12 protein-coding genes are annotated in these 12,162 nt (G+C 61.9%); 3 read left to right on the forward strand and 9 right to left on the reverse strand.

What is annotated here, in order from left to right:
* Nucleotides 1–51: 51 nt before the first annotated feature.
* Nucleotides 52–882 (reverse strand): aldo/keto reductase, encoded by an 831-nt coding sequence (locus NE851_RS08830; RefSeq protein ID WP_127431320.1) that lies wholly within the window; start codon nucleotides 880–882, stop codon nucleotides 52–54.
* 131 nt (nucleotides 883–1,013) lie between these two features.
* Entirely contained in the window at nucleotides 1,014–1,535 is a 522-nt protein-coding gene (locus tag NE851_RS08835) for a L,D-transpeptidase family protein (RefSeq protein ID WP_127431321.1), read from the reverse strand.
* Nucleotides 1,536–1,701: 166 nt separating this feature from the next.
* Between NE851_RS08835 and NE851_RS08840 the strand changes: the two genes are divergently transcribed.
* Both NE851_RS08840 and NE851_RS08845 read left to right on the forward strand, forming a co-directional pair.
* Nucleotides 1,702–2,385, forward strand: a complete 684-nt coding sequence (locus NE851_RS08840; RefSeq protein WP_003582964.1) for a response regulator transcription factor — start codon at nucleotides 1,702–1,704, stop codon at nucleotides 2,383–2,385.
* Between the two features lie 97 nt (nucleotides 2,386–2,482).
* Nucleotides 2,483–2,938 carry a cyclic nucleotide-binding domain-containing protein gene (locus NE851_RS08845; RefSeq protein WP_028757779.1) on the forward strand — a complete coding sequence of 152 codons (456 nt, stop codon included), beginning with the start codon at nucleotides 2,483–2,485 and terminating at the stop codon, nucleotides 2,936–2,938.
* A gap of 33 nt (nucleotides 2,939–2,971) precedes the next feature.
* Here NE851_RS08845 and NE851_RS08850 read toward each other — a convergent pair whose 3' ends face one another.
* The 6 genes from NE851_RS08850 to tesB all read right to left on the reverse strand — a co-directional run bounded on the left by NE851_RS08850 (nucleotide 2,972) and on the right by tesB (nucleotide 10,588).
* Nucleotides 2,972–3,775, reverse strand: a complete 804-nt coding sequence (locus tag NE851_RS08850) for an exodeoxyribonuclease III (protein ID WP_026230959.1) — start codon at nucleotides 3,773–3,775, stop codon at nucleotides 2,972–2,974.
* 133 nt (nucleotides 3,776–3,908) lie between these two features.
* Entirely contained in the window at nucleotides 3,909–4,577 is a 669-nt protein-coding gene (locus NE851_RS08855; protein ID WP_028757777.1) for an outer membrane lipoprotein carrier protein LolA, read from the reverse strand.
* Between the two features lie 139 nt (nucleotides 4,578–4,716).
* A complete protein-coding gene (locus NE851_RS08860; RefSeq protein WP_127431322.1) occupies nucleotides 4,717–7,407 on the reverse strand; it encodes a DNA translocase FtsK in 2,691 nt (896 codons plus the stop codon).
* A 280-nt stretch (nucleotides 7,408–7,687) separates the two neighbouring features.
* Nucleotides 7,688–9,115, reverse strand: a complete 1,428-nt coding sequence (locus NE851_RS08865) for an ammonium transporter (RefSeq protein WP_028757775.1) — start codon at nucleotides 9,113–9,115, stop codon at nucleotides 7,688–7,690.
* 27 nt (nucleotides 9,116–9,142) lie between these two features.
* Entirely contained in the window at nucleotides 9,143–9,493 is a 351-nt protein-coding gene (locus tag NE851_RS08870; protein WP_003543684.1) for a P-II family nitrogen regulator, read from the reverse strand.
* Nucleotides 9,494–9,703: 210 nt separating this feature from the next.
* Entirely contained in the window at nucleotides 9,704–10,588 is an 885-nt protein-coding gene (tesB, locus tag NE851_RS08875; protein WP_127431323.1) for an acyl-CoA thioesterase II, read from the reverse strand.
* A gap of 84 nt (nucleotides 10,589–10,672) precedes the next feature.
* Between tesB and NE851_RS08880 the strand changes: the two genes are divergently transcribed.
* A complete protein-coding gene (locus NE851_RS08880) occupies nucleotides 10,673–11,887 on the forward strand; it encodes a ubiquinone biosynthesis hydroxylase (protein WP_127431324.1) in 1,215 nt (404 codons plus the stop codon).
* A gap of 81 nt (nucleotides 11,888–11,968) precedes the next feature.
* Here the strand turns inward: NE851_RS08880 and NE851_RS08885 are convergent, their stop codons facing one another.
* Nucleotides 11,969–12,157 carry a Trm112 family protein gene (locus NE851_RS08885; protein ID WP_003589705.1) on the reverse strand — a complete coding sequence of 63 codons (189 nt, stop codon included), beginning with the start codon at nucleotides 12,155–12,157 and terminating at the stop codon, nucleotides 11,969–11,971.
* Nucleotides 12,158–12,162: the final 5 nt, after the last annotated feature.

Here is a 12,162-nt window from a genome sequence, read left to right on the forward strand (position 1 = left end):
GATCTCTCCCGGGGCGGCCGCTGATTGGCTTAGCAATGATTGGGACGGCGATCAGAAGGTTGCTGTGTGCGGATCCGGTCCCATGCGGGCGTCGGCGCTGTCCAGCTTGGCGATCGCCGCCATGTCATCGGCATCGAGCTTGAAGTCGAACACCTTAAAATTCTCCTCGATGCGCGATGGCGTCACCGATTTCGGGATGACGACGAGGCCGGTGTCGATGTGCCAGCGGATGATCACCTGGGCCGGCGTCTTCTGATGCTTTTTGGCGATCTCGCCGATCACGGCGTTCGAGATGAACTTGCCCTGGCCGAGTGGGCTCCAGGATTCGGTGACGATGTTAAGTTTCTGATGAGCCTCCTGCGCCGCCTTCTGCTGGAAGTCGGGGTGCAGCTCGATCTGGTTGATGACGGGAACGACGCCGGTTTCGCCGATGATGCGCTCCAGATGTTCGGGATAGAAATTCGACACGCCGATCGAACGGGCGCGGCCCTCTTCCCGGATGCGCACGAAAGCTTTCCAGGTCTCGGTATAAAGACCGCGATGCGGCGACGGCCAGTGGATGAGATAGAGATCGACATACTCCGAACCGAGCTTCTTCAGGCTGCCGTCGAAGGCGCGCAGCGCATTGTCGTAGCCCTGGTCGGTATTCCTGAGCTTGGTGGTGACGAAGATGTCCTTGCGGTCGAGGCCGGAGGAGCGAATGCCTTCGCCGACGCCCTCTTCATTGTCGTAGCCGGAAGCAGTATCGATATGGCGGTAGCCTGCGGCGATCGCCGTCCGCACCGTCTGAGCGGCGATCTCCTGCGGCGTCTGCCAGACACCGAGGCCGACCTGGGGAATGGAATGTCCGTCATGGAAAGTGATGATGGGTTGAGCGGTCACACTATATCTCCGGGAGTTTGAAGAATTGGACGAGGCATGAATTGCGTCCGCACCTGCGGGCGTCCCGGAACGCATTTCAGCCGGAGCGTTCGGTCACCGAAAACATATAGGCGGCCGCATCCGGAAGACAATCAGACGACCCGGACAATCGTTCCCTTTCGAAGGTGCGGCAGCAGGCGGCGCATGTCGCGCAGGCTCACCGCGACGCAGCCGGCCGTCGGCTCGTAGCCTGGCCGGATCAGATGGAAGAAGATCGCCGAGCCGCGATTGCGCGCACGCGAGGAAATGTTCCAGTCCATCACCAGGCAGATATCGTAGAGCCCGTCGCTGCGCCGCATCTCTTCATGACTTGCGCCGAACGGCGCCTTGACGAGACGGTTGTAGCTGGCATTGCCGGACTGATCGCACCAGAGCATGTCGGCACGGATGCGGCGGATGGGAAGCGGCGTGACGAGCCGGCCGTTCCGCTCGCCCCGCCGGAAGCCTGATATCAGCCTCATCGAGGCGATCGGCGTGGCGCCGTCGCCCTCGCGTTTCATCACGGTACGCCCCGAGCGGCCGATCGCGGCAGGCACAGTGATCGCGCCAAGCCGGACGATCGCCCGGCTCTTACGCCCCGGCGCAGGGCGCACCACGATCGTCGATGGCGTCATGCCCCGTCCCTGCCTTGTTTTTTCCATTTTTCTCGCATGTCTTGCATTGTCTGGGGCTTTGATTGAAATCATATGAAAACCTGCGCGGCAACAGCCTGCGCCCGATCCTTGCCAAACCAGGAATTTGGCGTAGGACTAGGGGACTTAACATGAGGAAAGCAAGGGCATGACCGCACGCACCATTCTTCTGGTGGATGACGACGATGACCTTCGTCAGACCCTGACGGAGCAATTGTCGCTGTATGAGGAATTTTCGGTTTTGCAGGAAGCCAACGCCGGCAAGGGTGTTGCGACCGCCCGCTCAACACCGGTCGATCTGCTGATCATGGATGTCGGCCTGCCCGATATGGACGGCCGCGAGGCGGTGAAACTGCTGCGCAAGGGCGGCTTCAAGGCGCCGATCATCATGCTGACCGGCCACGATACCGATTCGGACACGATCCTCGGCCTCGAAGCCGGCGCCAACGACTATGTCACCAAGCCCTTCCGTTTCGCCGTTCTGCTCGCGCGTATCCGGGTGCAACTGCGCCAGCACGAGCAGAGCGAGGATGCGACCTTCACCGTCGGCCCCTACCTCTTCAAGCCGAGCCAGAAGTTGCTCACCACCGACAATGGTCAGAAGATCCGGCTGACGGAAAAGGAAGCGGCGATCATCCGCTATCTCTACCGTGCCGAACAGAAGGTGGTCACCCGCGACGTGCTTCTCGAGGAAGTCTGGGGCTATAATTCCGGCGTAACGACGCATACGCTGGAAACCCACGTCTACCGCCTGCGCCAGAAGATCGAGCGCGACCCCTCCAATGCCGAAATCCTCGTCACGGAAAACGGCGGCTACAAGATCATACCCTAGAGCATTTCCGTTTTCTCCGAATCACCGAAATGCTCTATCTCTGCGTTTCACGCAATTCCGGACGCAAGATCGCTCCGTACTAAGGCGAAAAGCCCGCATGGCGCTGACCGACGATATCAACCTGCTCGCGCAGCTTCCTCTGTTCAAGGACATGAACGAGGATCAGCTGCGGTTGATCGCCTTCGGCGCCGACCGGCGCATGATCGCCGCCGGCCAGATGCTGTTTCGCCAGGGCTCGCCCGCCGAGAGCGCCTACGTCATCCTCAGCGGTAGCCTGGAACTGAGCGCGACGAGCAGCGACGGCATGCAGAGGACAGAGGGGGTCGCCGGTCCCGGAACGCTGGTTTCCGAGCTGGCGCTGGTCACCTTGGTGGAGCGCAAGTTCACGGCCATCGCGCGCGAGGACACCAGCATCATCCGCATCACCCGTGCCCTCTTCCACCGGCTGATCGAGGAATATCCGGACGCAGCCCGACTGATCGAGAACCGCATCCGCGACAATCTCGCCGAACTTGCGGCAAAGGCCGCAAGCCAGTTCTACCGCTTCAGCTAAGACTGATAGAGACAGCGCGTCCGAAAGGACGCGCTAGAAATCGAAATGCGCCGTCACCGGCACGTGGTCGGAGGGCCGGTCCCAGCCACGCGCCTCCTTCAGGATCTCGATCCGCTTCAGATGCGGGCCGAGATCCGATGACGACCAGATATGGTCGAGACGGCGGCCGCGATCGGCGGCCTCCCAGTCCTTGGCGCGGTAGCTCCACCAGGTGTAGAGCTTCTCGTTTTCAGGCACATGCTGGCGCATGAGATCGAGCCAGGCGCCGCGCTTCATCACCTCGAGCAGCCCCTCGGTTTCGACCGGCGTATGGCTGACGATCTTCAGAAGCTGCTTGTGCGACCAGACGTCGTGCTCCAGCGGCGCGATATTCAGGTCGCCGACGAGGATGGCCGAGGTGTTGGCCTCGCCATTGGCTTTCAGCAGCTTCATCTCCTCGATGAAATCGAGCTTGTGGCCGAATTTCGGATTGATCGTCCGATCGGGCTCGTCGCCGCCGGCCGGGACGTAGAAATTGTGCAGCCGGACGCGGCGATTGCCGTGCTCGAAGATCGCCGAGATGTGGCGGGCATCGCCGACGCCGCAATAATCCTGGCGGTGATCCTCGGTCAGCGGAATGCGCGAAGCGATCGCCACGCCGTGATAGCCCTTCTGACCGTGGATGATGATGTGGTTATAGCCCATCGCCCGCAGCGGTGCCGCCGGAAACAGCTCGTTCGTCACCTTGGTTTCCTGCAGGCACAGGATATCAGGCCTGTGCTTGAGGACGAGTTGCTCGACGATCGGCATGCGCAGCCGCACCGAGTTGATGTTCCAGGTGGTGATCGAAAAACCCATGCCCGATGCCCTCTCGCGTCCAATGCCCGCGTGTCGGCCGAGCTGCAGCTCGACGCGACGCGCTTTCATGAAAGGGCTTTAGAATAAACGCGGACGCGAGGGAACCGGCCGCGTGCGAAAGCAACCGAAAAGCTCAGTCGCGCGACTGAGGCGTGCCTGGGATGCTCTCATACGGCACGCGGAAGACGCGATCATCGAACTGCATGCCCGTCTTGACGTTGAAGATCATCACCGAGGTGTCCTTGCCCTGATTGTCGGTGATCGTCCATTGACGCAGGTCGTAGGTCTTCGGGTCGAACATCATGGTGATGGTCGAGTTTCCAAACACCGTATTGTTGCCGAGCGCAATCGTCGTCAGGTCCGACTCTTCCTTCACGCCCTTCACCATGCCGGCCGACAGGTCGATGCGCTGCGCCAGGAGCAGGCTGAGCGGGGTCTTGGAGAGCGGATAGAGATCCCAGGTCTTGAGCTTCGTATTGCCGATGGCGACGTTCTTGCCGTCGGCGATCACCCGCATCGGCGACGGGTCGTCATAGTTGAAGCGCAGCTTGCCTGGGCGCTGGATGAAGAACTTCCCGCCGGTCTGCTCGCCGCGCGGGCCGAACTGCACGAATTCGCCCTGCATCGTCGTGACGCCGGAAAAATGGTCGGCGATCGCCTGCGCGGTGCCGGAGGCGGGAGCCGCCGCCTGAGCGTAAGCGCCGAGGGGAATGGCGCTCGCCACCGCAGCGACGGCAAAGGCGCCGAGCAGATCGCGGCGCGTTACCGTCAGGCCGGAGAGGAAGGTATCGGAGTGACTCATCTAAATCTCCTTTATGCGATCTGCATGCTGCCGAAAGGCGGCGTCTTCAAGGCATTGCGATCGGCCTGCGAGAGGTAACGGCTTCGATGCTGTCAGGTTTCCGCAAAAGCGGCTGCATCGGAAATATATGGCTGTTCTGTCAGCGGTCGAGGATGTCGCCTTCGGTGGGAACGAGAATCTCGCGTTTGCCGGCATGGTTGGCCGGTCCGATGATGCCTTCCTTCTCCATGCGCTCGACGAGCGAGGCGGCGCGGTTGTAGCCGATGCCGAGTCGGCGCTGGACGTAGGAGGTCGAGGCCTTGCCGTCGCGTAGCACGATGGCGACCGCCTGGTCGTAGGGATCTTCCGAATCGGACAGGTTGGAGGTGCCGGCCGGACCGCCGCCACCGCCGCCGTAATCGCCGTCGTCATCGTCATCGGCAGTGATCGCGTCGAGATATTGCGGCGAGCCCTGGGTCTTCAAGTAGGAGACGATCTCTTCCACCTCGACATCCGAAACGAACGGGCCGTGCACGCGCTGGATCCGCCCGCCGCCCGCCATATAAAGCATGTCGCCCATGCCGAGCAGCTGCTCGGCGCCCTGTTCGCCGAGAATGGTGCGGCTGTCGATCTTCGAGGTCACCTGGAAGGAAATGCGGGTCGGGAAGTTTGCCTTGATCGTGCCCGTGATGACATCGACCGATGGGCGCTGTGTGGCCATGATCACGTGGATGCCGGCGGCGCGCGCCATCTGCGCCAGCCGCTGCACGGCGCCTTCGATGTCCTTGCCGGCGACCATCATCAGGTCAGCCATCTCGTCGATGATGACGACGATATAGGGCATCGGCCTGAGATCGAATTCTTCGGTCTCGTACATCGCCTCGCCGGTATGGCGATCGAAGCCGGTCTGCACCGTGCGCGAGATCGCCTCGCCCTTCGACAGCGCCTGCTCGACGCGCGTGTTGAAGCCGTCGATGTTGCGCACGCCGATCTTCGACATCTTCTTGTAGCGCTCTTCCATCTCGCGCACGGTCCATTTGAGCGCGACGACGGCCTTCTTCGGATCGGTGACGACAGGCGAAAGCAGATGCGGGATGCCGTCATAGACGGACAGTTCGAGCATCTTCGGGTCGATCATGATCAGCCGGCATTGTTCCGGCGTCATGCGGTAGAGCAGGGACAGGATCATCGTATTGATGGCGACCGACTTGCCCGAGCCGGTGGTGCCGGCAACAAGCAGATGCGGCATCTTGGCGAGGTCGGCGATGACGGCTTCGCCGCCGATCGTCTTGCCCAGCGCCATGGCGAGCTTCGCCTTGCTGCCTTCGAAATCCCGGGAGGCGATGAGTTCGCGCAGATAGACGGTCTCGCGCGTCTGGTTGGGCAATTCGATGCCGATCGCGTTGCGGCCGGGCACGACGGCGACACGGGCGGCAATGGCGCTCATCGAGCGGGCGATATCGTCGGCAAGGCCGATGACCCGCGACGACTTGATGCCGGGCGCCGGCTCCAGTTCGTAGAGTGTTACGACAGGGCCGGGGCGGACATGGATGATGTCGCCCTTGACGCCGAAATCTTCGAGCACGCCTTCGAGCATGCGGGCATTCTGCTCCAGCGCGTCGGCCGAGAGCGTGGAATCGCGCACGACATTCTTGGGTTCGGCGAGCAGATGCATCGAGGGAAGCTGGAAACCCTCGGGACGGATGAACGAGCCCTGTGCCTCGCGCTCGATGCGGGCGCTGGGCTTCGGACGCGCCACCACGGGAACGACGCGCGGTTCCGGCTTGCCGGCGGGTTTTGCCGGGGCGCGGATCATCCAGTCGTCGTCATCGTCGTCGGGCAGGATATCGGCCGGGCGCGGCGGCATGTCGGCATCGAAGGGCAGATCGTGGTCATCATCGTCGTCATCGATGGAGAGCGACGGCGCAGAGACGATGCGGCGCGGTGATGCCGCCCTTGCCCCCATCGATGGCTCCATCGACGGTTCCATACGCTCGCCGCGGACGGTTGGCGCCTTGGCGCGCACGGGTTCGTTCAGCGTGCCGAACTCGTCATCGTTGAAATCATAGGGTGATTCGTAATCACCCTGGCGCCGCTTGCGCGGCCCCATGCCGAAGAGCCGGCGCAGCCGGCCCTGGCTCATGTACCAGGCATGCGTCATGGCGCCGCTGAAAGCCACCCAGCGGGACTCGTCGTCCTCCTCGTCCTCGTCTCCGACGACGCGGGCCTTGCTACGCGTTTCGACGTAATCCTCCTCGATTTCCTCGTCGACGTCGCTGCGGCCGACAAGGCCCGATGCAAAGAGCATCAGCCAGGCGGTCGGCGCGGCGAAGATGCAGCCGACGACCATGGCGAAGGTGCCTGTGGGATAGGTGCCGACGAAAAGTGCGGGAAAACGCAGGATCATATCGCCGACGACACCGCCGATGCCGTTCGGGATCGGCCAGGTAAGCGGCGGCGGAAAACAGCCGAGGACGGCGCAGGAAAGCACCGAACCGCCGAACCAGGCGCCGGCACGGGCGGGAATACGGCTGAAGCGACGGCCCGAGATCAGCGTCAGCGCCCAGGCGACGATCGGCAGCATCGAAACGACGCTGGCAAGGCCGAGGAACTGCATGACGATATCGGCAAAGGCCGCACCGCTATAACCGAGAATATTCGTCGGCAGGTTGGCGGTCGCGTAGGAATAGCTCGGATCCGCGACATTCCATGTCGCCAGCGCCGCGACGCAGAACGCCAGCAGCAGAAAGATCGCAAAGCCGATGAGCGCCTGGATCTGCCGCAGCATGAATGCCGAGAAGGAGAACCGATCCGGACGGCCATCCATTGCCGGCGACGTGCTTCTTGCCATGTGTCTAACCCGTCCAATGCCTGAGGACACGCGAATCGCTGAAGCTTCGTCGTGCCAAAATGCGTCCGCTCTACCTAATCAGAGCCGGGTTAAAGCGATGTTAACCATGCATGCCTGGACGACAATTCCGGACAGGGAAATGAAAAAGACCCGAACCTTGGAAGGTTCGGGCCAAATGCGGTCTATGGCAGCTTTTCCGGGTCTAACCCGGAAAAGCTCTAGATAGGCCGCGACGGGCCATGCAGCGGCGCCCTTTTGCCGGGCGCCGCAAACCCTGTGATCAGGAAGAGTGGTAGGCGGCTTCGCCGTGGGTCGAAAGGTCGAGACCTTCGCGCTCGGCTTCGACGGTGACGCGCAGGCCGATGACGACGTCAACGATCTTGTAGAGGATCGCCGAACCGATACCCGACCACAGCAGCGTCGTCAGCACGCCCTTGGCCTGGTTCAAGACCTGGGTTGCCGTACCGGCATAGGAGGCTGCGAAATCGGCTGTCGAATAATCGACGATGCCTGCACCGCCGAGCGCCGGGTTGACGAGGATACCGGTGCCGAGAGCGCCGATGATGCCGCCGACGCAATGGACGCCGAAGACATCGAGGCTGTCATCGTAGTTGAACTTGTTCTTTACGACGTCAACGAAGAAGTAGCAGACCGGCGAAACGATGAGGCCGAGAACGATCGAACCCATCGGGCCGGCAAAGCCTGCCGCCGGGGTGATGGCGACGAGACCGGCGACGGCGCCGGAAGCACCACCGAGCATGGAGGCCTTGCCGCGGGTGAGGGTTTCGACGATGCACCAGGACACAGCGGCGGCAGCCGTTGCGACGAAGGTGTTGATAAAGGCAAGCGAGGCATAGGAATTGGCTTCGAGGTTGGAGCCGGCATTGAAGCCGAACCAGCCGACCCAGAGCAGCGAGGCGCCGACCATGGTCAGCGTCATCGAATGCGGAGCCATGATTTCCTTCTTATAGCCCGTGCGCTTGCCGAGCATGATGGCGCCGACGAGGCCCGCGATACCGGCATTGATGTGAACGACCGTGCCGCCGGCAAAGTCGATTGCGCCATAGGAGAAGATCAGGCCGGCTGGCGACGTGTAGGAGCTCGGACCGCCCCAGAACCAGACCATGTGCGCCATCGGGAAGTAGATGAAGGTGACCCAAAGCACGACGAAGAGCATGACGGCCGAGAACTTGATGCGCTCGGCGAATGCGCCGACGATCAGGCCGGGCGTGATGCAGGCGAAGGTCATCTGGAATACGATGAAGGTGTATTCCGGAATGGCGACGCCCTTCGAGAAGGTTTCGACGAGCGACGTGGTGTTGACGCCGGCCAGGAACGCCTTGGAGAAGCCGCCGACGAAGCTGTTCAGCGAGCCGCCATCGGTGAAGGCGAGCGAATAGCCGTAGGTCACCCAGATCAGCGCCACGACGGCGGTGATCATGAAGACCTGCATCAGCACGGAGAGCATGTTCTTGGCGCGGACGAGACCGCCGTAGAAAAGCGCAAGGCCGGGGATGGTCATCAGCAGGACGAGCGCCGAGGAGACGAGCATCCAGGTATTGTCACCCTTGTCCATGGTGAGAGCAGGAGCGGCAGCAGCGGCAGCGGCTGGCGCAGCCTCCTGCGCAAAAGCCACAGCCGGCGCCAGAAGGGCAGCCGTTGCTGCGCAAGTCAGCGCAAAGGCGGAAGAAAACTTCGAAAGTGACATTGGAAAAAGCTCCTTGATCTGCCGTTCTTACAGCGCTTCTGAATCGGTTTCGCCCGTACGGATGCGCACGGCATGGTCGATCGAATAGACGAAAATCTTGCCGTCGCCGATCTGACCGGTCTTGGCCGATGCCGCGATGGCTTCGACCGCCCTGTCGACGAGTTCCGATGCAACGGCGATTTCGATCTTGAGCTTCGGCAGGAAGCTGACCGCATATTCGGTGCCGCGATAGATTTCGGTATGTCCCTTCTGGCGCCCGTAGCCCTTCACTTCGGTCACGGTCAGCCCCTGAATACCGATCGCCGTAAGAGCTTCGCGGACCTCATCGAGCTTGAACGGCTTGATAATGGCCATCACAATTTTCATCTGGTTTCCCATCCTTCGTTATCCTCGGCGCGGAGCCGACTCTCCTTGCCGCTGACGTTCCTGAACAGCGACCGGCGATATACATTCAAGGGGCGTGCCAGATTCGAGGCAACTTATAAGTTATTGAAAAATAAACATTATAATAAGGAATGCCAATAAACAGGCAATTGATCGGCCAATAAGCGCACAAATAATGCGCAAATTTACAAATATGCACATTATTTATTCATTTGCCTTTTTCCGAATCAGACCTTCCTGCGCAACGGAGGCGATCAGCTCACCCGTTCGGGTAAACAGGCAGCCCCGGGTCAACCCCCTGGCGCCCGAGGCCGACGGGCTATCCTGCGTATAGAGCAGCCAGTCGTCGAGCTTGCAGGGTCGGTGGAACCACATGGAATGATCGAGGCTCGCCACCTGCAGGCTCTGGTCGAAGATGGACGTGCCGTGGGCATAGAGCGACGTATCGAGCAGAGTCATATCCGAAAGATAGGCAAGCACCGCCGCCTGATAGAGTCGGTCGTCGGGAACCGGGCCGGTGGCGCGCACCCAGACGTCCTGCCTCGGATCGAGCTTCTTGTCGGAAAAATAATGCGTCAGCGAGACCGGGCGGATCTCGATCGGCCGCTCGCGCTGCCAGTATTTTCGGATCGCCTCCGGCGCATGCGCAAGATATTCTTCCTTGATCTGCTGTTCGCCGAGCAGCGCTTCGGGCATTTCGACCTCGGGCATTGCGATCTGGTGCTCGAAGCCCGGCTCCTCCACCTGGAAGGAGGCCGACAGCGCAAAGATCGCCTTGCCGTGCTGGATGGCGACGACACGCCGCGTGTTGAAGCTCGATCCGTCGCGGATGCGCTCCGCCTGGTAGACGATCGGCACCGAGGGATCGCCGGGGCGCATGAAATAGGCATGCAGCGAATGGACGAAACGCTCGCCTTCGATGGTGCGCTGCGCCGCCATCAGCGCCTGGCCGATCACCTGCCCCCCGAAGACCCGCTGCCAGCCGACCTTGGGACTGCGACCGCGGAAGATATCGACCTCGATCGGCTCAAGGTTGAGCGTCGAAAGCAACGTCTCCATCGCCGAAGGTCCTGATGTCTCGCGCGTCATTTTCTATGTCTCCCGGCGGTAGGAAGTGAAGTTGCGATGATCTATATAGATCACATCTGAGGCACAAGGTACGGGAGCGGCGCGATGCTGGACATGCTGGTTGTGGGCGGGGGTTATGTCGGCCTGTCCGCTGCTGTCGCGGTCAAACAGGCAGCACCCCATCTGAATGTCGCGGTCGTCGAGGCGGCTCCCGCGCATGTCTGGAAAAACGATACGCGCGCCTCCGCTATCATCGCGGCGGCGGCAAAGATGCTCGAGGTCTTCGGCATCTGGGACGAGATCGAGCCGGAGGCCCAGCCGATCACCAAAATGATCGTCACCGACTCCAGGACTTCTGATCCGGTGCGCCCGGTTTTTCTGACCTTCGACGGCGAAGTCGCCGAAGGCCGGCCCTTCGCCCACATGATCCCGAATGTCGCAATGGTCGCAGCGCTGCGCGCCGCCTGCGAGCGGCTCGGCATCGACATCCGCCACGGGCTCGGCGCCACCGAGCTGAAGACCCACGACACCCATGCCACCGTCACGCTTTCGGACGGCAGCGCGCTGGAGACCCGGCTGCTGGTTGCCTGCGACGGCGTGCGCTCGACGTTGCGCGATCTTGCCGGCATCAGGACCGTCACCTGGGACTACGGCCAGTCCGGCATCGTCGCGACCGTCGAACACGAGCGGCCGCATGACGGATGCGCCGAGGAGCATTTTCTGCCGGCCGGCCCCTTCGCCATCCTGCCGCTGAAGAACAACCGCTCCTCGCTCGTCTGGACGGAGCGGACGCCGGATGCCAACCGGCTGGTGGCCGCCGACGATCTGATCTTCGAGGAAGAGCTCGAACGCCGCTTCGGCCACAAACTTGGGAGCTTGAAAGTCATCGGCGACAAGCGTGCCTTCCCGCTCGGCCTCACCCTGGCGCGCTCCTTCGTCGCGCCGCGTTTCGCGCTGGCCGGCGACGCCGCCCACGGCATCCATCCGATCTCGGGCCAGGGCCTCAATCTCGGCTTCAAGGATGTGGCGGCGCTTGCCGAAACCATTGTCGACGCCGATCGCCTCGGCCTCGACATCGGCTCGATCAACATCCTCGAACGCTACCAGACCTGGCGGCGCTTCGACACGTTCCGCATGGGCGTGACCACCGACGTGCTGAACCGGCTCTTTTCCAACGATGCAACGCCGATCCGCATCGCCCGCGACGTCGGCCTCGGTCTGGTCGACCGGCTGCCGCGCCTCAAATCCTTCTTCATCGGCCAGGCGGCCGGGACGACGGCAAAGGACAATCCGCGCCTTCTGGCCGGCGAGATGATTTAACCTTTGTTTTTACGCAATTGCCGGCAAAAGCGCTTCGCGCCCTGCCCGAGAAACCGCTTCGCACTTTTTCCTGGAATTGCTTTATTCGTCGAGGCGGCGGGCTTCGGACACCAGCATGATCGGAATGCCGTCGCGGATCGGGTAGGCCAGCCGCGCCTTTTCCGAGACAAGCTCATTGTGCTCGCGATCATAGGAAAGCCGCCCCTTGGAGAGCGGGCAGACCAGGAGATCGAGCAGTTTCGGATCGACGCGGCTGAGTTTTTCGTCCATGGCTG

This window comes from Rhizobium anhuiense bv. trifolii (genome assembly GCF_024346605.1).
Taxonomy (GTDB): domain Bacteria; phylum Pseudomonadota; class Alphaproteobacteria; order Rhizobiales; family Rhizobiaceae; genus Rhizobium; species Rhizobium anhuiense.

What these genes read in the sequence shown, in the direction of transcription:
- NE851_RS08845 (WP_028757779.1), top strand. Translation starts at nt 2,483, where the DNA reads ATGGCGCTGACCGACGATATCAACCTGCTCGCGCAGCTTCCTCTGTTC.
- NE851_RS08855 (WP_028757777.1), bottom strand. Translation starts at nt 4,577, where the DNA reads ATGAGTCACTCCGATACCTTCCTCTCCGGCCTGACGGTAACGCGCCGC.
- NE851_RS08865 (WP_028757775.1), bottom strand. Translation starts at nt 9,115, where the DNA reads ATGTCACTTTCGAAGTTTTCTTCCGCCTTTGCGCTGACTTGCGCAGCA.
- NE851_RS08850 (WP_026230959.1), bottom strand. Translation starts at nt 3,775, where the DNA reads ATGGGTTTTTCGATCACCACCTGGAACATCAACTCGGTGCGGCTGCGC.
- NE851_RS08870 (WP_003543684.1), bottom strand. Translation starts at nt 9,493, where the DNA reads ATGGGAAACCAGATGAAAATTGTGATGGCCATTATCAAGCCGTTCAAG.
- tesB (WP_127431323.1), bottom strand. Translation starts at nt 10,588, where the DNA reads ATGACGCGCGAGACATCAGGACCTTCGGCGATGGAGACGTTGCTTTCG.
- NE851_RS08835 (WP_127431321.1), bottom strand. Translation starts at nt 1,535, where the DNA reads ATGACGCCATCGACGATCGTGGTGCGCCCTGCGCCGGGGCGTAAGAGC.
- NE851_RS08885 (WP_003589705.1), bottom strand. Translation starts at nt 12,157, where the DNA reads ATGGACGAAAAACTCAGCCGCGTCGATCCGAAACTGCTCGATCTCCTG.
- NE851_RS08860 (WP_127431322.1), bottom strand. Translation starts at nt 7,407, where the DNA reads ATGGCAAGAAGCACGTCGCCGGCAATGGATGGCCGTCCGGATCGGTTC.
- NE851_RS08840 (WP_003582964.1), top strand. Translation starts at nt 1,702, where the DNA reads ATGACCGCACGCACCATTCTTCTGGTGGATGACGACGATGACCTTCGT.
- NE851_RS08880 (WP_127431324.1), top strand. Translation starts at nt 10,673, where the DNA reads ATGCTGGACATGCTGGTTGTGGGCGGGGGTTATGTCGGCCTGTCCGCT.